20 protein-coding genes are annotated in these 21,803 nt (G+C 62.1%); 16 read left to right on the top strand and 4 right to left on the bottom strand.

Annotated elements, in window-relative coordinates; translation table 11 throughout:
- Nucleotides 1-36 precede the first annotated feature (36 nt).
- From AC19YS_RS20340 to AC19YS_RS20330, 3 genes are all read left to right on the top strand, one after another.
- Nucleotides 37-2,154 carry a TonB-dependent receptor family protein gene (locus AC19YS_RS20340; protein WP_500602504.1) on the top strand — a complete coding sequence of 706 codons (2,118 nt, stop codon included), beginning with the start codon at nucleotides 37-39 and terminating at the stop codon, nucleotides 2,152-2,154.
- A gap of 400 nt (nucleotides 2,155-2,554) precedes the next feature.
- Nucleotides 2,555-3,097 carry a sigma-70 family RNA polymerase sigma factor gene (locus AC19YS_RS20335; protein WP_106580620.1) on the top strand — a complete coding sequence of 181 codons (543 nt, stop codon included), beginning with the start codon at nucleotides 2,555-2,557 and terminating at the stop codon, nucleotides 3,095-3,097.
- Nucleotides 3,094-4,026, top strand: a complete 933-nt coding sequence (locus tag AC19YS_RS20330) for a FecR family protein (RefSeq protein WP_500602503.1) — start codon at nucleotides 3,094-3,096, stop codon at nucleotides 4,024-4,026. Before AC19YS_RS20335 ends, AC19YS_RS20330 begins: the two co-directional genes overlap by 4 nt.
- A gap of 1 nt (nucleotide 4,027) precedes the next feature.
- Here the strand turns inward: AC19YS_RS20330 and AC19YS_RS20325 are convergent, their stop codons facing one another.
- Entirely contained in the window at nucleotides 4,028-5,860 is a 1,833-nt protein-coding gene (locus AC19YS_RS20325) for a sigma-54-dependent Fis family transcriptional regulator (protein ID WP_500602502.1), read from the bottom strand.
- 378 nt (nucleotides 5,861-6,238) lie between these two features.
- Here AC19YS_RS20325 and AC19YS_RS20320 point away from each other — a divergent pair, with 378 nt between their 5' ends.
- From AC19YS_RS20320 to AC19YS_RS20295, 6 genes are read left to right on the top strand one after another with little or no spacing between them, the layout of a single operon-like run.
- Complete coding sequence (locus tag AC19YS_RS20320; RefSeq protein ID WP_500602501.1) at nucleotides 6,239-7,333, top strand: ABC transporter ATP-binding protein; 1,095 nt, start codon at nucleotides 6,239-6,241, stop codon at nucleotides 7,331-7,333.
- Nucleotides 7,333-8,430 (top strand): ABC transporter ATP-binding protein, encoded by a 1,098-nt coding sequence (locus tag AC19YS_RS20315; protein ID WP_448210390.1) that lies wholly within the window; start codon nucleotides 7,333-7,335, stop codon nucleotides 8,428-8,430. The genes AC19YS_RS20320 and AC19YS_RS20315 overlap by 1 nt, the downstream gene beginning before the upstream one ends.
- Nucleotides 8,427-9,293, top strand: a complete 867-nt coding sequence (locus AC19YS_RS20310) for a carbohydrate ABC transporter permease (RefSeq protein WP_500602500.1) — start codon at nucleotides 8,427-8,429, stop codon at nucleotides 9,291-9,293. The genes AC19YS_RS20315 and AC19YS_RS20310 overlap by 4 nt, the downstream gene beginning before the upstream one ends.
- Nucleotides 9,294-9,303: 10 nt before the next feature.
- Nucleotides 9,304-10,104 carry a carbohydrate ABC transporter permease gene (locus AC19YS_RS20305; protein WP_106580627.1) on the top strand — a complete coding sequence of 267 codons (801 nt, stop codon included), beginning with the start codon at nucleotides 9,304-9,306 and terminating at the stop codon, nucleotides 10,102-10,104.
- Nucleotides 10,105-10,114: 10 nt separating this feature from the next.
- Entirely contained in the window at nucleotides 10,115-10,387 is a 273-nt protein-coding gene (locus tag AC19YS_RS20300) for a DUF2160 domain-containing protein (RefSeq protein WP_106580628.1), read from the top strand.
- 32 nt (nucleotides 10,388-10,419) lie between these two features.
- The gene (locus AC19YS_RS20295; protein WP_448210391.1) at nucleotides 10,420-12,162 is read left to right on the top strand and encodes an ABC transporter substrate-binding protein; all 1,743 of its coding nucleotides are present in this window, start codon (nucleotides 10,420-10,422) and stop codon (nucleotides 12,160-12,162) included.
- A gap of 208 nt (nucleotides 12,163-12,370) precedes the next feature.
- On the opposite strand, the gene AC19YS_RS20290 is transcribed toward AC19YS_RS20295, so the two are convergent.
- The gene (locus AC19YS_RS20290; RefSeq protein ID WP_500602593.1) at nucleotides 12,371-13,261 is read right to left on the bottom strand and encodes an AraC family transcriptional regulator; all 891 of its coding nucleotides are present in this window, start codon (nucleotides 13,259-13,261) and stop codon (nucleotides 12,371-12,373) included.
- Nucleotides 13,262-13,399: 138 nt separating this feature from the next.
- Between AC19YS_RS20290 and AC19YS_RS20285 the strand changes: the two genes are divergently transcribed.
- The 5 genes from AC19YS_RS20285 (at nucleotide 13,400) to AC19YS_RS20265 (ending at nucleotide 18,442) form a co-directional block, all read left to right on the top strand.
- Nucleotides 13,400-14,143 carry an SDR family NAD(P)-dependent oxidoreductase gene (locus AC19YS_RS20285; RefSeq protein ID WP_124417049.1) on the top strand — a complete coding sequence of 248 codons (744 nt, stop codon included), beginning with the start codon at nucleotides 13,400-13,402 and terminating at the stop codon, nucleotides 14,141-14,143.
- 15 nt (nucleotides 14,144-14,158) lie between these two features.
- Nucleotides 14,159-14,557 carry a VOC family protein gene (locus AC19YS_RS20280; protein ID WP_200625699.1) on the top strand — a complete coding sequence of 133 codons (399 nt, stop codon included), beginning with the start codon at nucleotides 14,159-14,161 and terminating at the stop codon, nucleotides 14,555-14,557.
- Nucleotides 14,558-14,735: 178 nt separating this feature from the next.
- Entirely contained in the window at nucleotides 14,736-16,115 is a 1,380-nt protein-coding gene (locus tag AC19YS_RS20275) for an iron-containing redox enzyme family protein (RefSeq protein WP_500602499.1), read from the top strand.
- Nucleotides 16,116-16,127: 12 nt separating this feature from the next.
- The gene (locus AC19YS_RS20270) at nucleotides 16,128-17,072 is read left to right on the top strand and encodes a methyltransferase (RefSeq protein WP_500602498.1); all 945 of its coding nucleotides are present in this window, start codon (nucleotides 16,128-16,130) and stop codon (nucleotides 17,070-17,072) included.
- Between the two features lie 125 nt (nucleotides 17,073-17,197).
- Nucleotides 17,198-18,442, top strand: coding sequence for a zinc-dependent alcohol dehydrogenase (locus AC19YS_RS20265; RefSeq protein WP_106580634.1), 1,245 nt, complete (start codon nucleotides 17,198-17,200; stop codon nucleotides 18,440-18,442).
- A gap of 49 nt (nucleotides 18,443-18,491) precedes the next feature.
- On the opposite strand, the gene AC19YS_RS20260 is transcribed toward AC19YS_RS20265, so the two are convergent.
- Nucleotides 18,492-18,923 (bottom strand): hypothetical protein, encoded by a 432-nt coding sequence (locus AC19YS_RS20260; RefSeq protein ID WP_472526775.1) that lies wholly within the window; start codon nucleotides 18,921-18,923, stop codon nucleotides 18,492-18,494.
- Nucleotides 18,924-19,090: 167 nt separating this feature from the next.
- Here AC19YS_RS20260 and AC19YS_RS20255 point away from each other — a divergent pair, with 167 nt between their 5' ends.
- Nucleotides 19,091-19,483, top strand: coding sequence for a RidA family protein (locus tag AC19YS_RS20255; protein WP_179607316.1), 393 nt, complete (start codon nucleotides 19,091-19,093; stop codon nucleotides 19,481-19,483).
- Here the strand turns inward: AC19YS_RS20255 and AC19YS_RS20250 are convergent, their stop codons facing one another.
- On the bottom strand, nucleotides 19,484-20,380 hold the full coding sequence (locus tag AC19YS_RS20250) for a LysR family transcriptional regulator (RefSeq protein WP_448202241.1): 897 nt from the start codon (nucleotides 20,378-20,380) through the stop codon (nucleotides 19,484-19,486). It abuts the gene before it with no gap.
- 149 nt (nucleotides 20,381-20,529) lie between these two features.
- Between AC19YS_RS20250 and AC19YS_RS20245 the strand changes: the two genes are divergently transcribed.
- On the top strand, nucleotides 20,530-21,543 hold the full coding sequence (locus AC19YS_RS20245) for an ABC transporter substrate-binding protein (protein ID WP_500602497.1): 1,014 nt from the start codon (nucleotides 20,530-20,532) through the stop codon (nucleotides 21,541-21,543).
- Nucleotides 21,544-21,803 lie beyond the last annotated feature (260 nt).

Genomic DNA, 21,803 nt, shown 5'->3' with positions numbered 1-21,803 from the left:
CGGCCTGTCTCGCCCCTACATTCCAAGGATCTGTCCATGCTGTTGCGCCAACCTCCGCTGCTTTTTGCCGCCTTGACCCTCAGTTCGCTGGCGCAGGCCGACGCCCTGCAATTGGCACCGGTCGAGGTCACCAGCAGCGAGGTCAGCGCAGGCGAAGTGGCCCAGGCGCAACTCAAAAGCGTGCCCGGTGGCACCAACTACATCGACATGAGCAGCGTGCAGCAGGGCCGGGTCGGCACCAATGAAGACGTGTTCAAGTACCAGGCCGGGGTGTACGCCAAGGCGGCCAACAATGAAGGCGTGAAGCTTTCGATACGCGGTTCGGGCTTGAACCGCAGCCCCGGTTCGCACGCCTCCGGCCTGTATGAAATGTTCGACGGTTTGCCGCTGACCGGCCCGGGCGGCACGCCCTACGAACTCAAGGACCCACTGTGGCAAAGCCGCGTCGAAGTGCTGCGCGGCGCCAATGGCTTTGACCAGGGCGCGCTGGCCTTGGGCGGGTCGGTGAATTACGTCACCCGCACGGGTTACGACGCACCCAAACTGCAAGTGCGTTATGAAGCAGGCAGTCGCGGTTATGCCCAGCGCGAGATCAGCTCCGGTCAGGTGCTGGGCGATGCCGACTATTACATCAGCCTCACCGACTCCGAATCCGATGGCTACCAGCACCAGAGCGCCGGTACCGGCAAGGGCATCGCCGCCAACTTCGGCTACCGTTTCAACCCGGACCTGGAAACGCGCTTCTATTTTCGCTACCGCGAAACCACCAATGACACCCCCGGCAAGCTGACGCGTGACCAGATCAGCCACGATCCAACGGCCGCCAACAGCCTCAACGCCGCCCGCGATTCCAAGCGTTTGCAGCCGGGTTCGACCTGGATCGCCAACAAAACCACCTTGCAATTGGATGACAATTCCCGCGTTGAAGTCGGGCTGGCCTATCACGACTATCCGATGGACTTGCGCGAGGGCACCAATCGCCTGAAAGTCGCCTACACCGACGTCAGTGGCACGCTCAATTACATCCGCCAGGACCTGCTGTTCGGCCACGACAGCAAGACCACGATAGGGCTGCGCAGCACCCAGGCGATGCCGAATAACGGTGCCTCGGAATACGTGCGCACGCCTGCCGGCAACACGGCTATTTACGCGCCCGGCACCAAGACCCGCGACTACAGCTATCTCGGCGCTGACACCGTGCTGCATGTCGGCAACGACTTGGAGCTGGTACCGGACCTGTGGCTGACCACCGGCCTGGCCGCGATCTACACCCGCCGCGAAACCCAAGTCACTTATCCCGAAGGTCAGGCGCCGTTGAGCCAGCACGACTGGGACTACGCCCCGCGTATCGGCCTGCGCTATGACTTCACCGCGCAATTGCAGGTGTATGGCAACCTGAGTCGCTCGGTCGAGCCACCGCATGCGTGGTCGATGATCTGGGGTTCCAATAAATACTTTCCCACCGGCAGCGGCCCGGCCACCGGCTTGCAGCGTGAAGGCGTGAGCCTGCGCAACCAGACCGCTACCACTGTGGAAGTCGGCGGCCGTGGCGAACAGTGGTTTGGCCAGTGGGACCTGGCGCTGTACCGCTCAGAAGTGCGTCACGAACTGCTCACCGTCGAAACGCAGGCGCAAACCGCCACCGCCAACGCGATTGTCGCCGAGGCCAACGCCAGCCCCACCGTGCACCAGGGTGTGGAACTGAGCCTGCTCAGCCCGCTGTGGGACGGCGGCGGCAATGGCCAGTTGGCCTTGCGCCAGGCCTACACGTTCAGCGACTTCCACTACCGCGACGATGACCGCTTCGGCGACAACACCCTGCCGGGCATCCCCAAGCACTACTACCAGGCGCAGTTGCGCTACAGCCATCCGACGGGGTTCTACACCAGCCTCAACACCGAGCATTCCTCGCGTGTGGCGGTGGACTACGCCAATTCCTACTACGCGGCGGCCTACACCACCCTCGGCGCCACCTTCGGCTACGACGCGCCCAAGCAGGACTGGCAAGCCTGGGTCGATGTGCGCAACCTCACCAACCGGCGCTACGCCAATACGGTCACCCCGGGTTATGACGACAAAGGCCTGGATGTGGCGCGGTCCACACCGGCAGACGGACGAGGCATTTTTACCGGCGTGTCGTGGAGTTGGCGTTAAGCAACCGTGTGGTGAGCAGACTTACTGTGAAGCGCGGGTTTACCGTGAAGCGCGGGTTTATTGACGGCGGGCGGGCTTGTTGTGGCGAGCGGGCTTGCCCCGCGTTGGGCTGCGCAGCAGCCCCAAAACCGGCTAACGCGTTCTAACTGTAAAAACGCGGTGACCTTACTGGGGCCGCTTCGCGCCCCAACGCGGGGCAAGCCCGCTCGCCACAACAATCCCATTGGCCACCACAAGCCCAGTCGCCACAACAAGTCCGCTCGCCACGGGAAGCCCATTCGCCACAACTACCAGCATGAAAGCCCGAAAAGCAGCAGACCGGAGCCCCCTTGCCCTCATACCGTTTTGCTGGCATTGTTCGCGCAATTGGTAACATTTCCCATTTGAGAAGTTTTTGCGCATGCATGACATTCCGGCCGCGCCGGGCGATGGCGCCCGTCAGCAGACCCTCACGGCAATGTACCGCGAGCACCACGGCTGGTTGCACGGCTGGCTGCGCAAAAAACTCGGGTGTTCGCAGCACGCCGCGGACCTCGCCCACGACGCGTTCATCCGCGTCCTGATGCTGGCCGAACCCCACAACATCAAGGAACCGCGGGCTTTTCTAGCCACTACCGCCGGGCGTTTGCTGATTGATGGTGCGCGGCGCCGCCGCATCGAAAGGGCCTATACGCAAGCCCTGGTGATTCAGTGCGAAGACGCCGGCATGCCCGATCCGGCGGCAATCCACGTGGCGTTGCAGGCGCTGGAGCGCATCGCCGAGATGCTCGCCGGTTTGCCCGCCAAGACCCGCGAAGCCTTTCTGTTAAGCCGCCTCGACGGGCTGACTTACAGCGAAATCGCCAGCTGCCTGGACGTGTCGCCCAGTACCGTCAAAAATTACATTTCCACGGCGCTGGTGCATTGCTACCACAGCCTGCACGCGGCGGACCCGCTGTCGTGAGCACTGAACACATCATCCAGCAAGCGGCGAACTGGCTGACGCGCCTGCACGACGAAGACGTCAGCGACGCCGACCGTCAGGCTTTCAATACCTGGTGCCAGGCCGACCCGCGCCATGCCGTCGCCATCGACCGCATGCGTGCGCTGTGGGGCAATTTCGACGCCGTGCCCGCGCGCCCGGCGCGCATCGCCCTCAACCATGCTTTCGCCCCCCAACGCTCGCGGGGTGCGCAGGTGCTGGGTTTACTCGGCGTATTACTCTGCGGCTGGGTCGGTGTGGAGCGCGCGCCAGTGTGGATGGCCGACCAGCGCACCGGTGTCGGCGAACGCCGTCAGGTCGCGCTCGAGGACGGCAGCCGCTTGCAGCTCAACAGCAACTCGGCCGTGGACGTGAAATTCGATGGCCACCAACGCGTGATCCAGTTGCTGCAAGGCGAGCTATGGGTGGAGGTGGCCAAGGATGCGCAACGGCCATTCGTGGTGCGCACCGATCAAGGCACGGCCACCGCCCTGGGCACCCGCTACCTGGTCAAGCGCGCCGCGGACGGCACCACCGTGGTCACGGTGATCGAGTCCAGCGTGGCGGTCAAAGGCGAGGGCGCAGAAGGCGTCAAGGTCGCAGCCGGCCAGCGCGCGGTGCTTGACCATGGCCGCGCCCAGTCGCCGCAGGCGATTGGCAATACCGACCCGGACGCCTGGACGCGTGGCCTGCTCAAAGTCAATGACCAGCCCTTGAGCGAGGTGCTGCAAACCCTCGCCAGCTACCGCCATGGCCTGGTGCGGTTTGACCCACAGGCCCTGCAAAACCTACGGGTGTCCGGCGTGTTCAAGCTCGACGACACCGCGGCGGCGCTCGCGGCACTGGCCGACAACCTGCCGATCAAGGTGGAGTACTTCACGGACTTGCTGGTGGTGGTCAAGCCGCGTTAAGTCAAGGCTCATGTTGGCGCAGGCGCTTGTACAGCGTGTTGCGACTGACGCCCAACTCCCGCGCCAGGTGGGAAATATTGCCGCCAGCGGCCTTCAAGCGTTGCGTGAGGTCGATGCCATCTTCCACATCCTCGCTGGCAGGCAACGGCGCTGGCACGTTCAAATCCACAAAAAAATCATCCGGCAGATGCTCGGGGCGCACCGGCTGCTCCTCGGCCATGGCCAGTGCTACCTGCAACACGCTGCTGACCTGGCGCAAATTGCCCGGCCACGGGTGTTGCTCGAACAACGCCAGCACCTCGGCACTCATCCCGGCCCATTGAGTTGGCTCGCGGTGCTGCTGCCACAACTGCTGGAACAACGCCTGCTTGTCGGTGCGCTCGCGCAACGGCGGCAGCTCCAGGGTCAGGCCGCCGATGCGGTAGTACAAATCCTCGCGAAAGCGCCCGGCCTGCACCCATTCGCGCAACGCGCGGTTGGTGGCGGAGATGATCCGCAAGTCCACCGGGAACAGCTCGCTGCTGCCCACCGGCTGCACGCAGCGCTCCTGCAGCACCCGCAGCAAACGGGCCTGGGTCGGCAGCGGCATGTCGCCGATCTCATCCAGAAACAACGTGCCTTTGTCCGCCTTGCGAATCAGGCCGATGCTGCCTTTTTGATTGGCGCCGGTGAAGGCGCCTTTTTCATAGCCAAACAGCTCTGACTCGACCAACTCCGCCGGAATCGCCGCACAGTTCACCGCGATAAACGCCTGCGCGCTGCGCGAGCTGGCCTGGTGCAGGGCTTTGACGAACACCTCTTTGCCGACGCCGGTTTCGCCGTGGATCAGCAACGGAATGTCTTTTTCCAGCAGACGCTCGGCCTGGCGCACGGCTTTTTCCACACGCGCATCGCCAAAGTGCAGGGTCTTGAGGTTGATCGCGGTCGGCTTCAGCTCGGCAGGCTTGCCCGGCTTGGGCTCACTGAAGATCCGCGCCTGCACCGGCATCTTCTTCGGCCGCTTCAATAAACACTGAAACCGATTGCGTCCCGCCGCCTGCAGCGAGAACGGCAAGCCTTCCGGCTGGTTCAGCAACTCCAGCAACGAGACCTTGAACAAACTGTCGATCAGCACCCGCGACAAACTGATGCCCAGCAAATTGTCCGCCCGGCGGTTGGCCGACAGCACTTGCCCGCTCTCATCAAAAATCAGCAGGCCGGCCCACTGACTGTCGAGGTTGTTCAGGCCGGTGTTGAAGGTCAGCTGAAAATGCTCGCCGCGAAACAGGTTGAGGATCAGCCGATTTTCCACGGTCTGGCTCATCATCTTGACCATGCCCAGGGTGTGGGAGGGCGGCAGATAGCTGTCGCTGGACACATCCAGCACCGCGATGATTTCGCGCTGGGCATCGAAGATCGGCGCCGCCGAGCCGGTCATGAAGCGGTTGGCCTTGAGGAAGTGTTCGTCGTGCTCGATATGCACCGCCTGGGCACAGGCCAATGCGGTGCCGATCGCATTGGTGCCGCTGCTGCGCTCCCTCCAGCTGGCGCCGGCGCTGAAACCGCGCGCCAGTTTCGGCTCGATAAAGCGCTGGGTGCCCCACGAGGTCAAGACCTGGCCCTGATTGTCGGCCAGCATGATCAGGCAGTTGGAGTTGCTCAGGATGTTTTCGTAATAGGGCAGCACTTCCTGGTGAGTGGTCTGCACCAGCGAATGCTGGCTTTCCAGCAATTGGCTGATGCCCTCGGCGGGCAGTTGGTCGAAGCTGGGCGTGCTCTGGTGATCCAGGCCAAACGCGCGGCAGCGGCGCCAGGAATCCTGGATGAGGGTGTCGTGAGCCAAGGGTTCGGCCATGGGGGCGACCTTCTTTTTTATTGTTATTGGGCGTGCACAATCGGGCTGAAGAAACAGGGCCGAAATGTGGGAGCGGGCTTGCCCGCGAATGCGGTGGGTCAGCCAATACCGATGCCGACTGTTCTACCGCATTCGCGAGCAAGCCCGCTCCCACCTTGAATCTGTGTCGCCCATCAATTGTTGTTCAGAACTGTTCATTGTCAACCCGCCCGTTGTTCAGTTGTTCAGCCCCAGTTGTTCACTTCTGTTGATGCCTGAACAGCCAATCGGGCCCATGTCCTTACAGATCAATCACCTGCCAGTTCTGGCACGAAACTCGCTCTGGGCTCTCGTCGAACGTATTGCCAGATTCATTCCAATAATAAAAAAGGGCGTGTCATGTCATTGACCCTGGAACATGTCTCCCGCGTCGTCGAAGGCCAGACCTGGATCGACGACGCCAACCTGCGTTTCGAAGCCGGTTCCTTCAATGTTTTGCTGGGCCGCACCCTGTCCGGCAAGACCAGCCTGATGCGCCTGATGGCCGGCCTGGACAAGCCCGACAGCGGGCGCATCCTGATGAACGGCGTAGACGTCACGCACACGCCGGTGCGCCTGCGCAACGTGTCGATGGTCTATCAGCAGTTCATCAATTACCCGACCATGACCGTGTTCGAAAACATCGCCTCGCCGTTGCGCCAGGCCGGTGTGTCCAACGAGATGATCCAGAGCAAGGTGCTCGAAACCGCGAAAATGCTGCGCATCGAGAAATTCCTCCAGCGCCATCCGTTGGAGTTGTCCGGTGGCCAGCAGCAACGCACGGCCATGGCCCGCGCGCTGGTCAAAGACGCCGAGTTGATCCTGTTCGATGAGCCGCTGGTGAACCTGGACTACAAACTGCGCGAAGAACTGCGTCAGGAAATGCGCGAGCTGTTCAAGGCCCGCCACACCATCGCCATCTACGCCACCACCGAACCCAACGAAGCCCTGGCCCTTGGCGGCACCACTACGATTCTGCATGAGGGCCGGGTGATCCAGAGTGGCAAGGCTGCCGAGGTGTACCACCAGCCGCAGACCGTGCTGGCCGCCGAATTGTTTTCCGAGCCGCCGATCAACCTGATGCCGGGACGTATCAGCGGCAATGAAGTGAGCTTCGCCAATTTTGTGCACTTCCCGCTCAACGTCGACCTGCGCCCCATCGGCGAGGGCGAGTTCCGCTTTGGCGTGCGCCCCAGCCATATCAGCCTGGTGCCGAGCAACGACGATGACCTGGAACTGGCCGTGACCGTGGAAGTGGCCGAAATCAGCGGCTCGGAAACCTTCCTGCACGTGCGCAGTGAGCATTTCCTGCTGGTGCTGCACCTGCCGGGCGTGCACGAGTACGACGTCGATGCGCCGATCCGCGTGTACATCCCCACCCATAAACTGTTTGTGTTCGATGGCCAGGGCCGCTTGGTCCAGGCCCCCGGGCGCCGCGTAGCGAGGGTTGCCTGATGGCCGAGATCCATTTGCAGAACCTTGCGCACAGCTACAGCCCTACACCCGCCGGCCCTGAAGACTACGCGATTCGGGAAATGAACCACGTGTGGGAGCAGGGCGGTGCCTACGCTTTGCTCGGGCCTTCCGGGTGCGGCAAGTCGACCTTGCTGAATATCATCTCTGGCCTGCTCAACCCTTCGGAGGGCCAGGTGCTGTTCGACCACAAGGTGGTCAACGAACTCACCCCGGAACGCCGCAATATCGCCCAGGTGTTCCAGTTCCCCGTGGTGTACGACACCATGACGGTGTTCGACAACCTGGCCTTTCCGCTGCGCAACCAGGGCATGCCCGAGGCGAAAATTCACAGCAAGGTGCAGGAAATTGCCGAAGTCCTCGACCTGCAAACCCTGTTGAACAAAAAGGCGCGCAACCTTACTGCCGATGAAAAGCAGAAAGTCTCCATGGGCCGTGGCCTGGTGCGTGACGACGTGTCGGCAATCCTGTTCGACGAGCCGCTGACGGTGATCGACCCGCACCTGAAGTGGAAACTGCGGCGCAAGCTCAAGCAGATCCACGAGCAGTTCAATATCACCATGGTCTACGTGACCCACGATCAGCTCGAAGCCTCGACCTTTGCCGACAAAATCGCGGTGATGTACGGCGGGCAGATCGTGCAGTTCGGCACGCCGCGCGAGTTGTTTGAGCGGCCGAGCCACACGTTCGTCGGCTATTTCATTGGCAGCCCCGGCATGAACCTGATTGAAGTGCAGGCCGAGGCGGGCGGGGTGCGTTTTGCCGGCACGCTGCTGCCGTTGCCCGAGGCGATGCAGCAGCGCATCCGCGAGACCGATTGCCAGAAGCTGCAGGTGGGGATCCGCCCGGAATTTATCCACGTGTGGGACGAGTACAACCCTGACGCGCTGCAGGCCGACGTCACCCATGTCGAAGACCTTGGCACCTACAAGATCATGACCCTCAACCTCGACGGCGCGCCGTTGAAAGTACGCCTGGCCGAAGACAAACCGGTGCCCCAGGGCAGCGCCTCGATCAGCTTCCCGGCGCAGTGGCTGATGGTCTACGCCAATGATTACCTGCTGGAGGTGCAGCCATGAACAAGGTGCAGAACAACAAGGCCTGGTGGCTGGTGTTGCCGGTGTTTCTGTTGGTGGCGTTCAGTGCGGTGATCCCGATGATGACCGTGGTCAACTACTCGGTGCAGGATATTTTCGACCAGTCCAGCCGCTACTTTGTCGGCGCCGACTGGTACAAGCAGGTGCTGCTCGACCCGCGCTTGCATGACTCCTTGCTGCGCCAGTTCATCTACTCGGCCTGCGTGCTGCTGATCGAAATCCCGCTGGGTATCGCCATCGCCCTGACCATGCCGACCAAGCGCCGCTGGTCGTCGCTGGTGCTGATCATTCTGGCGATTCCGCTGCTGATTCCGTGGAACGTGGTGGGCACCATCTGGCAGATCTTCGGCCGTGCCGACATCGGTTTGCTCGGTTCAACCCTCAACGCCATGGGCATCAACTACAACTACGCGGCCAACACCATGGACGCCTGGGTCACGGTGCTGGTGATGGACGTGTGGCACTGGACCTCGCTGGTGGCGTTGCTGTGTTACTCGGGGCTGCGGGCGATCCCAGACGTGTACTACCAGGCCGCGCGGATTGATCGGGCATCGGCCTGGGCGGTGTTCCGACATATCCAGTTGCCGAAGCTGAAAAGCGTGCTGCTGATCGCGGTGATGCTGCGGTTCATGGACAGCTTCATGATCTACACCGAGCCCTTCGTGCTCACGGGCGGCGGCCCGGGGAATGCCACTACCTTCCTCAGTCAGACGCTGACCCAGATGGCTGTCGGCCAATTCGACCTGGGCCCGGCGGCGGCGTTTTCCCTGGTGTACTTTTTGATCATCCTGTTGGTGTCCTGGCTGTTTTACACCGCCATGACCCACTCCGACGCCAACCGCTGAGGCCGCCAGCATGAGCAAACGCAAGCTGATACCGCTGCTGATCTACATCCTGTTCCTGCTGGTGCCGATCTACTGGCTGCTGAACATGTCGTTCAAGAGCAACACCGAAATCCTCGGCGGGCTGACCCTGTTTCCGCAGGCTTTCACCCTGGCCAACTACAAAGTGATCTTCACCGACCCGAGCTGGTACACCGGCTATATCAACTCACTGTATTACGTGAGCCTGAACACGGTGATTTCCCTGAGCGTGGCGCTGCCGGCGGCCTACGCCTTCTCGCGCTACCGCTTCCTGGGCGACAAGCACCTGTTCTTCTGGCTGCTGACCAACCGCATGGCACCGCCGGCGGTGTTTTTACTGCCGTTTTTCCAACTGTATTCGTCCATCGGCCTGTTCGATACGCACATCGCCGTAGCCCTGGCGCATTGCCTGTTCAACGTGCCGTTGGCGGTGTGGATTCTGGAAGGCTTCATGTCCGGCGTGCCCAAGGAAATCGACGAAACCGCCTACATCGACGGCTACAGCTTTCCCAAGTTTTTCGTGAAGATTTTTATCCCGCTGATCGGCTCCGGCATCGGGGTAACCGCGTTTTTCTGCTTCATGTTTTCCTGGGTCGAGCTGTTGCTGGCGCGCACGCTGACCTCGGTCAACGCCAAGCCCATCGCGGCGGTGATGACCCGCACGGTCTCGGCCTCGGGTATCGATTGGGGCGTGCTGGCGGCGGCGGGGGTGTTGACCATTCTGCCCGGCATGCTGGTGATCTGGTTTGTTCGCAACCACGTGGCCAAGGGCTTTGCCCTGGGCCGGGTCTGAGGAGTCGATGATGGAATGGATGGCCTGGACCACTCCCACCGCGTTGTTCTTTGCGGCCATTGGCGTGCTGCTGGTGGGCATGACCACCTGGGAACTGCGCTCGCCGAGCATCCCTCGGCGCGGTTTTTTACCGATCAGCACCACCCGTGGTGATCGCCTGTTTATCGGTCTTCTCGGCAGCGCCTACCTGCATTTACTGGTAATCGGCGTTACCGACTGGAGCATCTGGGTGGCGTCCGCGCTGTCCCTGGTATGGCTGTTGAGTGTGATGCGTTGGGGCTAGTGCCCTTGTGAATAAACCACCAGGAGGTCTCTATGTTGAATAAAAACAATAAGCTGCGACATAGCATTTCATTGGCCGCCGTACTGGCCCTCAGCGGTTTGAGCGCCACGGCCTGGGCCGATGCGTATGAAGACGCGGCGAAAAAATGGATCGGCAGCGAGTTCAAACCGTCCACCCTCACCCAAGACCAGCAGCTCGAAGAGTTGAAGTGGTTTATCAAGGCGGCAGAACCGTTTCGTGGGATGAAGATCAACGTGGTGTCGGAAACCCTCACCACCCACGAGTACGAATCCAAGGTGCTGGCCAAGGCCTTCAGCGAAATCACCGGCATCAAGCTGACCCACGACCTGCTGCAGGAAGGCGACGTGGTGGAAAAGCTGCAAACCCAGATGCAGTCCGACAAGAACATCTATGACGGCTGGGTCAACGATTCCGACTTGATCGGCACGCACTTTCGCTATGGCAAGACCGAGTCGATCACTGACCTGATGGCCAACGAAGGCAAGGACTTCACCTCGCCGACCCTGGACATCAAGGACTTTATCGGCATCTCGTTCACCACCGCGCCGGACGGCAAAATTTACCAACTGCCCGACCAGCAGTTCGCCAACCTCTACTGGTTCCGCGCCGACTGGTTTGAGCGGCCGGAGCTGAAAGCCAAGTTCAAGGAAAAATACGGCTACGACCTTGGCGTACCGGTGAACTGGTCGGCCTATGAAGACATCGCCAAATTCTTCAGTGAAGACGTCAAGGAAATCGACGGCAAACGTATTTATGGGCACATGGACTACGGCAAAAAAGACCCGTCACTGGGCTGGCGTTTCACCGATGCCTGGTTCTCCATGGCCGGCGGCGGCGACAAGGGCCTGCCCAACGGCTTGCCGGTGGACGAGTGGGGCATTCGCGTGGAGGACTGCCACCCGGTGGGCTCCAGCGTGACCCGCGGCGGCGACACCAACGGCCCGGCCGCGGTGTACGCCACGCAGAAATACGTGGACTGGATGAAAGCCTATGCGCCACCCGAAGCGGCGGGCATGACCTTCTCCGAATCCGGCCCGGTGCCGTCCCAGGGCAACATCGCCCAGCAGATCTTCTGGTACACCGCGTTTACCGCCGACATGACCAAGCCGGGCCTGCCGGTGGTGAATGCCGACGGCACGCCGAAATGGCGCATGGCCCCATCGCCGGTCGGGCCTTATTGGGAAAAGGGCATGAAGAAGGGCTATCAGGACGTGGGCTCCTGGACTTTCCTCAAGTCGACGCCTGAGAAGCAGAAACTCGCGGCCTGGCTCTACGCGCAGTTCGTGACCTCGAAAACCGTCTCGCTGAAAAAAACCATTGTTGGCCTGACGCCGATTCGTGAGTCCGACATCAACTCCCAGGCCATGACCGACCTGGCGCCCAAACTCGGTGGCCTGGTGGAGTTCTACCGCAGCCCGGCACGGGTCGAGTGGACCCCGACCGGCACCAACGTGCCGGACTACCCGCGCCTGGCGCAACTGTGGTGGAGCAACATCGCCGCCGCCGCCAGCGGCGAGAAAACCCCGCAGCAGGCGCTGGACAACCTGGCCAAGGAGCAGGACGCGATCATGACGCGCCTGGAACGCTCCAACGTGCAGCCGACATGCGGCCCGAAAATGAACCCCGAGCGTGATGCCCAATACTGGTTCGACCAGCCCGGCGCGCCGAAGCCGAAACTGGCCAATGAGAAACCCAAAGGCGAAACCGTGAGCTACAACGACCTGCTCAAGTCGTGGGAGGCAGCGCGTAAGTAACACAGCATCCGTGGCAAGCGGGCCTACGTGGCGAGCGGGCTTGCCCCGCGTTGGGTTGCGAAGCAGCCCCAAAACCTGATGACCGAGTACTGTCTGGATGAACTCGGCGTCATTATTGGGGCTGCTGCGCAGCCCAACGCGGGGCAAGCCCGCTCGCCACATCAAGCCCGCTCTTCACAATGGGCCGTTCAGCACACTGATTTTGTGCCTACTGACACCCCCTGTTTGCCGCCAAAATCCGCGCCGTGTCCCGCGCGGGCGGCAGCCCGAACACCCGCGCATAGTCACGGCTGAACTGGGTTGCGCTTTCGTACCCCACCGCAAACGCCGCGCCGGTCACACTGCTCGCAGTGGCCAGCATCAGCGTGCGCGCCTGCAGCAAGCGCACGCGCTTCTGATACTGCAACGGGCTCAGGTTGGTCACCGCCTTGAAGTGGCGATGAAACGCCGAAACACTCATCGCCGCCTTGTGTGCCAGCGCCTCCACGCGAATCGGTTCGGCAAAATCCCGGCGAATCCATTGGATGGCCTGGTTGACTCGCGCCATGGCAGTGTCCGGCGCGGCGATGTCGCGCAACATCCAGCCATGGGGGCCTTGCAGTACGTGGAAGAGAATCTCCCGTTCGTACGCAGGTGCCAGTGCCGCAATCGCTACCGGGTCGCCCATCAGGCGCAGCATGCGCACCCACGCGTCCATCAATGCCGGCGTTACCGCCGCCACCGAGAAGCCGGCTTCCTGCGCACGGCGTGCAGTGGGCGCAGGCAGGTCGTTGAGCAGGGTGGTCAGCAGCGTCGGGTCCAGGCTCAGGCTGACCGCCAGGTAGGGCTCGCCGCTGCTCGCCGGGTGCACTGCGCCCACGGCCGGCAACTCGATGGACATCACAAAGTATGTCGCCGGGTCGTAGTGCAGCGTGCGGTCGCCCACGGTCATGCTTTTACTGCCCTGCAGGATCAGGTTGATCATTGGCTCATACACCGCCGCCAGCCGGTGTTCCGGGATCTCGCCCTGAACCATCGCCACACGCGGGATACCGGTCTCGGTGCGGCGGTTTTCGGCCTTGGCGGCCAGGACGCGCAGTTCGATCAATTGATTATTCATAGCGGCCATGCTGTGCCTTCCTGCGAACCGCGCGCAAGCAAAAAGCAGAAACAGGCAGGATTGGAGTAGGAACGGCTGCGCTGACGGGAAGGACGATGGCTACTGTAGCCACTCAACTTTTAAAGCGTGGAGCAGCTCATGAGCGTCATCGTAATCACCGGAGGCAGTCGTGGCATTGGTGCCAGTACTGCAGAGCTGTGTGCCCGTCAGGGCCATGGCGTGATCCTCACCTACCATCACCATCCTGAAGCGGCGCACGCAGTGGTGCAGCGCATTGAGTCCGCCGGCGGCAAAGCCGTTGCCTTGGCGTTGGACGTGGCAGACGTCAGCGTTTTCGCGGCATTTCGTGAGACGGTGCTGCATACGTTGCAGGCCACCTGGGGTACCCAGCGCCTCAGCGGGCTGGTGAACAACGCCGGCTACGGCCTGTTCAACCCTCTCGAATCGGTGAGCGAGGCGCAGTTCGACGGCCTGTTCAACGTGCACCTCAAGGGCCCGTTTTTTCTCACCCAAACCCTGTTGCCGTTACTGGAGGACCACGCCAGTATCGTCAACCTCACCAGTGCCACCACCCGCGTGGCCACGGCGGGCGTTGCGCCTTATGCCGCCTTCAAGGGCGGCCTGGACGTACTCACTCGCTACATGGCCAAGGAGTTCGGCGAGCGCCGCATCCGCGCCAATGCGGTGTCCCCCGGCGCGATCCGCACCGAGCTTGGGGGCGGCTTGAACGATGAGTTCGAAGCCCAGTTGGCTGCGCAAACCGCCCTCGGCCGAGTTGGCGAACCCCAAGACGTGGCACGGGTCATCGCCATGCTGCTGTCGCAGGAAGGCCGTTGGATCAATGCCCAGACCCTTGAGGTCGCGGGTGGCTACATCATTTGAATTGTGAGGTCACACATGCTGGATCATCTGTTTATCTCGGTCAGCGACATCCGCCGCTCGGTCCGTTTCTATGAAGGGGCGTTGGCGCCGCTGGGCATCACCACACGGTTTGACTACGACGGCAAGGACGGCCCCCCCGGCCATCCCGACCTCAAGGGCTTTGGTGCCAACGGGCGGATGTTCTTCTGGCTGCGCGAAGGCGTGGTCGACGGGCGTGCGGTGCATGTAGGCTTTGTCGCCAATAGCCGTCAGGAGGTCGAAAAGGCCTACGCGGCTGCACTGGAGCACGGCGCCACCGACAACGGCGCACCCGGCGCGCGCATGCACTACGACCCCAACTACTACGCCGCCAACGTGGTCGACCCGGACGGGTACAGCCTGGAGTTCGTCTACAAGAACTGGCAGCACGTTTAATAGCCTGTGGCGCCTCTCGGGCGGTGCCGGATAACCGCTGATCCGCAGCCTCGCAATGCCGATTGAATTTTCCCCACAGCCGGATGCTCTGCACTTTAGAAGCGCGCGTTTTGAGCGCTCTTGCGGGGCTTTCTGGTGAGAAAGCCGAGTAGTATCGGACTTTGTGGAAACTGCCATCATGACGCTTTTTACAGCGCTGTCGGGCCAACCGGCCACCCTGACTGACTCGGCCGACGGCCGCCATCAACGCGTGTACCAGCAGTTGTACAACGAGGCGCAGGGTTGCGAGGCGCTAGCACGGGAATTCTTGCTGGCGCAATTGGCCCAGGTGCAGGACGTGCCCTGCGAATTGCCCGACACGCCCGAACAATTGCCCGCGTGGGTCGAGCAGCGCTGCGCCGCCGTGGCCCGCGACTACGCCGACTACCTTGAGCAACGCCAGCAGGGTCAGCCACGGCGCTACTTCCAGAACAAGGCTCACGCGTTGTACGTGTTGCAATGTGTGGCGCCGACCAAACAGGTCGATGGCGCCTGGCTCTACGGTTTACTGCGCTATTGGCAGGACCAGCGCTTCGATGGGCTGCTGACCACCTACCTCGAAGAACTGGGCGACGGCGAAGCCGCGCAGAACCATGTGGTGATCTATCGCAAGCTGCTCAGCGAGCACGATGCCGACAGTGAAGCCGGCGTCAAGGATGACGACTACCTGCAAGGCGCCTTGCAACTGGCGTTGGGCCTGTGTGCCGAGGAGTTTCTGCCGGAAGTGATCGGTTACAACCTGGGCTATGAGCAATTACCCCTGCACCTGCTGATCACCTCGTACGAGCTGAGCGAGCTGGGCATCGATCCCTATTACTTCACCCTCCACGTCACCATCGACAATGCCAGCAGCGGCCACGCGTGCAAGGCCGCGCAATCGGTGTTGAACCTGCTGCCGCTGGGCGAGGGCAGGGAGCAGTTCTACCGCCGCGTGGCCCGCGGTTATCAGCTCAATGACCTCGGGCCGGGCACCACGGCCGTGATCGAACGCTTCAACCTGCAGGAGCAGGTCGTGGCCATGCTTGAGCGTAAGCGCACGTATGGCCAGCACATGCATTCCGATTACTGCCGCTTCGAGGGCAAAACCGTCAATCAATGGCTGGCACAGCCTGGGCAGATCGCTGAGTTCCTCCAGGCGCTGCAAGACAAAGGCTGGATCAAGCGCAACCAGGACCCTGCCGACAGCCGTTTCTGGCAACTGATCGAGGGCGCTGGTGCGGCGATGTTCGGCGTGTTCAGCGGCGCTGAAAAGCAGCTGCTGCACGACTGGATTGCCGGTGACTGGGTCAGCGGCGAGCGCGTGCCGCCTGCACGGCCGGGGCGCGGCAGCCGTTTTTCCCGGGAGCAGCATCGCCCGGCCGACCCGGACACCCAGGCGCTGGTTGAATCACTGTGCAAGCTGCCCGATGAACAGCAGCTCGATGCGCTGATCCCGTGGATGTCGGCGCGGCGCCATTGCGCTCCGGCCGGGCTTTACGCGACGCGGCGCTTTATCCAACTGCGCGCGCGTCTGCGCTGAGGAGGGTCGTTCATGTCTGCACAGCAGCTCGTCGATCGCACTTTGTTGAACCTGGGCCGCGGATTGAAGGAGAACGGCTACCGGTTTATCACGCCGACGCCCCTGACCCATGAACGGGTCTGCCAGCGCCTGGCAACGCCGCTGGCGATGACCATGCGCGATGTGTTCGGCTGGTCGCTGCCATTTGATAACGCGTTGTTGCCAGAGGCCTTTCGCGAAGAATTGCAGCAAGCGCAGGTGATCGAAAAACACGACGCCCTGTGGCGCAGCACCGTGCGCTGGTCGAGCCTGGACGAGTTGCTGTTTGCCCACTCGCCGTACCCGACCACCCAGGCCGACGCGGTGTTTTTCGGACCCGACAGCTACCGGTTTGCCCACGTGATCCAAGCCTATCTGCAGCAGCGTTTCGACCCTGTGCGGCGGGCGGTCGACATCGGTTGCGGCGCGGGTGTCGGTGCATTGGTCATCGCCCGCGCCCGGCCTGACGCTGACGTGCTGGCGGTGGACATCAACCCCCGCGCCCTGCGCATGACGGCAGTGAATGCCGAGCTGGCGGGCCTGGCGAATGTCAGCGCCTACCACAGCGACATACTGGCCAGCGTCGACGGCGAATTCGACCTGATCGTTGCCAACCCGCCCTATATGAATGACCCGCATCAGCGCGCCTACCGCCACGGTGGCGGTGCCCTGGGCGCGCAGTTGTCGGTGCGTATCGTCAGCGAGTCCCGCGAGCGCCTGGCCCTTGGCGGCAGCCTGGTGCTCTACACGGGCGTGGCGATGGTGGCCGGTGCCGATCCCTTTCTGGAGGCGATCAAACCGCTGGTGGCCAGCGCTGACTATGGCTGGACCTACCGCGAAATCGATCCTGACGTCTTTGGCGAAGAGCTTGAAAAACCCGGCTATGAGGGCGTCGAGCGGATTGCCGTGGTGGGGCTCACCGTCACCCGGCTGCGCTGAGGCGTGGCGCGCGTCAGCGGCGACCACTGATCGGCTGTGGCCATACCTCGACGGAACGCTCGCGGGCGCCGCGCACCTTAATCAATAACCCTCTCAACACCCTCTCAAGAACAGGAGTGCAGAGCATGCGAGCGATGACTTTCCAGGGCGCGCACAAAGTGCAGGTCGATACGGTGCCCGATCCGATCATTGAGCAGCCCGACGACATTATTTTGCGCGTCACCGCCACCGCCATTTGCGGCTCGGACTTGCACCTGTACCGCGGCAAGATCCCGACCGTCGAGCACGGCGACATCTTTGGCCATGAGTTCATGGGCATCGTCGAGGAAACCGGGCCGGCGGTGACAGCCGTGCAGCGCGGCGACCGGGTGGTGATCCCGTTCGTGATTGCCTGTGGCGACTGCTTCTTCTGCCAACTGCAACAATTTGCTGCCTGCGAAACCACCAATGACGGGCGTGGCGCGATCCTGAATAAAAAGGCAATCCCGCCGGGTGCCGCGTTGTTCGGCTACAGCCGTCTGTATGGTGGCATTCCCGGCGGCCAGGCCGAGCTGGTGCGGGTGCCGAAAGCCAACACCGGGCCCTTCAAGGTGCCTGGGCTGCTGGCGGATGAAAAGGTCCTGTTCCTCTCGGACATCCTGCCGACGGCCTGGCAGGCGGTGACCAACGCCGGCATCGGCAAGGGCTCCAGCGTTGCGATCTACGGCGCCGGCCCGGTAGGCCTGCTCAGCGCGGCGTGCGCGCAGATGCTTGGCGCCGAGCAGATCTTCATGGTCGATGACCATCCCTATCGCTTGGCCTATGCGCAAAAAATGTACGGGGTGATCCCGATCAACTTCGAAGAAGATGACGACCCCGCCGACACCATCATTCGCCAGACCGCCGGCATGCGCGGGGTCGATGGCGTGGTGGACGCCGTCGGGTTCGAAGCCAAGGGCAGCACCACCGAGACCATCCTCACCACGCTCAAGATCGAAGGCAGCAGTGGCAAGGCCCTGCGCCAGTGCATCGCCGCCGTGCGCCGTGGCGGGGTGGTCAGTGTCGCTGGGGTGTATGCCGGGTTTATTCACGGGTTCATGTTTGGCGACGCGTTCGACAAGGGGCTGACGTTCAAGATGGGCCAGACCCATGTGCATCGCTTCCTGCCGCAATTGCTTGAGCACATCGAGCTGGGGCATCTGAACCCCGAGGCGATCGTCACGCATCGGTTGTCGCTGGAGCAGGCTGCGCGCGGCTATGAGCTGTTTGACAAGGCCGAGGAGGAGTGCCGCAAGGTGATCCTGCTGCCGGGCATGGATGAGCGGCCGATTGTCGAACCGCTGGAAGAAGTGACGCCCGATCTACGCCTGCAGGGCGTTCCAGGCTTCTAAACCAAACGCAGCGCAAACCGGGAGGGGGCAAGCCCCTCCCGCATTCACGTCAGGCTGACGCCTGCGGTTGGATCTGCAGCACGCCGTCCACGTCCTTGACCAGGCCACTGGCCACAAACAACGGCGCCACGCGCTTGTGCAATTGCGGCTCGACGAACTCCTTGACCGTGTCCAGCGCCAGCTCGCCACTGAGCGGTAGCTCGGCCTTGGTGTACGACAACCAGGCTTTTTTCAGCATCGTCAGCACATCACTGCCCGCGGTCGAGGCAAAGCGGCGGTGGGTGGGTTTGCCGTCGAAGTTGAAGCTGTGCTGATACGCGTAGCCGGTTTCGTCACCGTTGCTGGCGGCGCAGCGTACGCAGGTGCATGGGCCGTCGCCGAACGCGCTGCGCAGGTAGGCGTTGAAGTCCACCACGGGCTTGAGTGACAGGCGCTTATCCACCTCGAACAGGTCCCCGGTCATTTTATCGTCAGTGTTCAACGTCCATTTCCTCGCAGGTCGGCAGGTGCATTTCAAAGCGCGGCACAATACCAGCCGAGCGGCGCCCATGGGGATTTTTTGCGCGAAAGGTACTCGCTTCAGTGTCGACGTCCATTCGCCAATAGCCTTGTTAGAGTTTCCCCAATCAACCCCCACAGGACACTCGTATGCGCACTCAGACTTCTATCTATAACCATGGCGTGGCCTGGGAAGAGGGCAACAGCGTCAGTCAAGGCTACAGCGTCAACGGTACGATTTTCATCGCCGGGCAGTTTTCCCACACGCTTGAAGGTGAATTCGTCGATGGCGACGCCGCAGCGCAAACACGTAAAACCCTGGAAAACCTCGACCATGTGCTGGCAGGCTTTGGTGTCGGACGCTCGAACATCGCCGCCGTGGATATTTACCTGGTACACGCCAAGCGCGATTTCGAGGCGGTGGTGGCGGTGTGGAAGGCCTACATCGGCGCGCATCGCCCAGCGGCCACGCTGGTGGGTGTGAATTACCTGGCCTCGGACGCGCAAATTGTCGAGATCAAGGCCGTCGCTCACGCGGATTGATCAGCCCGGCAGCTGCTCGGCCAGCAGGTCGATGAAACGCCGGACTCGCGGTTCCAGGTAACGCTTGCTTGGGTACATGGCCATGATCTCCACATCGCCTGCGTCCAGGCCGGGCAGTACCGCCGCCAGCCGCCCGCTGGCCAAGTCGTCGGCGACCAGAAAGTCCGGTAGCAGGGCGATCCCCATGCCAGCCACGGCGGCGTCACGCAACGCCTCGCCGCTGTCCAGGCGCAGGCGGCTATGGCCGGGGGCCTTGAACCATTGACCCTGTGCGTCACGAAAGCGCCAGCTCTGTTTGCGCGTCCGGCTGCTGAAATACAGGCAGTCATGGTGGGCGAGGGCGTCCGGGTCGCGGGGTGTGCCGTGTTCGGCCAGGTAGGCCGGGGCGGCGCACAGCAAGGCTCGGTAGCGCGCCACCACGCGGGATACCAGTTGGCGGTCGGCGTGCTCGCCGCCGATACGAATCGCCAGATCGAAGCCGTCCTCGACGATGTCGGCCATGCGGTCGGTGAAGCTCACTTCTACCTGCACGTGTGGCCAGGTTTTCAAATAGGTGTCGAGCAGCGGCAGGATCACGCGGCGCCCGAAGGCATCCGGCAGGGTGAGCCGCAGCACCCCGCGCGGCGTGCCGCTGGGCTGGCCGATGGCCGTTTGCGCGGTGTCGACGGCGGCCAGAATCTGCACACCTTGATCGTACAATGCACGGCCTTCATCGGTCAGGCTCAGGTTGCGCGTGGTGCGGTTGAGCAGGCGCACGCCAAGGCTGTCTTCCAGACGCATGACGGCCTTGCCGGCCGCCGAGCGCGTAAGCCCCATGGCCTGGCCGCCCGCGACAAAGCTGGCACCGTCGACCACGGCCATGAAGATCAACATTTCATTGAGATTGGTGCGCAGCATCGAGCGACTCGCGATGGAAGGGCAGGCGCGCAATATAGCAGTTCAGCGCTGCTGATTTATTGCATAAGAATAGAGCTATATATTCTTTTCGTGTCTTAAAAAACGCCGCTAGGCTTCATCACCTTCCCGAAAACGCGGCAGATTCCCCCATGACTTTCAAGCGTTCCTCCCTGATCCTATTGGCCGCGTCGCTGGCCGCTGCTGGCAGCTTGCTCAGCCCCGGTGCCCAGGCCGAAGGCAAAATCAGCATCGCCCAGCAGTTCGGCATCGGCTACCTGATCCTCGACGTGGTGCGCGACCAGCACTTGATCGAGAAACACGGCAAGGCGCAGGGGCTGGATATCCAGGTGGAATGGAACAGCATCTCCGGCGCCACGGCGATGAATGAATCGCTGCTGGCGGGTGCGCTGGACGTGGTATCGGCCGGTGTGCCGCCGATGCTCACTTTGTGGGACCGCACCAAGGGCAAGCAGAACGTCAAGGCCATCGCCTCCCTCGGTTCGATGCCCAATTACCTGCTGACCAACAACCCTAATGTGAAGACCCTCAAGGACTTCACCGAGAAAGACCGCATCGCCGTGCCCGCTGCCGGTGTGGGGTTCCAGTCGCGCACTTTGCAGATCGAAACCGCCAAGCAGTTTGGCGATGCGAATTACAAGAAATTCGACGATATCTCCATCAGCCTGGCTCACCCTGATGCCACGGCGGCGTTGATTGCCGGTGGTTCGGAGATTAATTCGCACTTCTCCAGCCCGCCGTTCCAGTACCAGGAGTTGCTCAACCCTAACGTGCACAAAGTGCTCAGTTCCTACGACATCCTTGGGGGGCAGGCTACGTTCAACGTGCTTTACACCACTGAGAAATTTCACGACCAGAACCCCAAGACCTACAAGGCGTTTTACGACGCGCTGGCTGAGGCTGAGACGATTATCAAGGCCGATAAACCGGCCGCGGCCAAGGCGTATATCCGTGTGGAGCAGTCCAAGCTGCCGTTGGACCTGGTGGAGAAAATTGTCCAGGACCCGGAGATCGATTTCACCATCGTGCCGCAGCGGACCTATATCTATGCCGAGAAATTGCAGGAACTGGGGGTATTGAAGAACAAGGCGGCGAGTTGGAAGGATTACTTTTTTGAAGAGGCGCATGGTGGGAATGGGAGTTGAGGGGCCATTCGGGTAAATCGGGGGGCGTTATGGTGGTAGGGCGGGGTACATATCCGTTGCTGCGGTAACGGCCGCTTAGGGTTCCGCTCTTACAGCGGGTCACTTTTGGCAAACGCCCGGAATGCCGGCCCAGCCAAAAGTAACCAAAAGGTCTTTGCCCCACCACTCGGCACCTCGCCTGGGCTCGGTGTGCCCTCACTCCGGCTTGAATCCGTGGGCCGCCGCGACGGGCCATCCATGGCCCAACGCGGCTAACCCGG

It is taken from the genome of Pseudomonas sp. MF08831, assembly GCF_059862645.1.
The sequence above is the reverse complement of the archived record's forward strand: the minus strand, read 5'-3'. Positions and strand labels throughout refer to the sequence as shown.